Annotated in this window: 1 pseudogene; it reads right to left on the minus strand. The window is 42.4% G+C overall.

What is annotated here, in order from left to right:
• Window positions 1-236, minus strand: a pseudogene (locus AUR67_RS11825) (transposase); the annotation flags it as partial.

The raw sequence follows: 236 nt of genomic DNA on the forward strand, positions 1-236 counted from the left end.
CCTAAAGGGGTCATTTTACTGAGCTTAAACCAGCGTAAAAGAATGGCTTTATCCGATAACCTATTTGCTTTTTTATCATCAACATAAAGCACAAGATGAGTATGATTGCTCATCACCGCATAAGCACATACATCAATGCAAAATATCTTTGCAAGAAAAAGCAGGCGCTCCTCAACCCACCCTCTGCGGTGTTCATATGATTTACCGGTGAGTGCGTCTTCCCCACAAAGGTAGGC

Source organism: Pseudoalteromonas sp. XI10 (genome assembly GCF_001469895.1).
Taxonomy (GTDB): domain Bacteria; phylum Pseudomonadota; class Gammaproteobacteria; order Enterobacterales; family Alteromonadaceae; genus Pseudoalteromonas.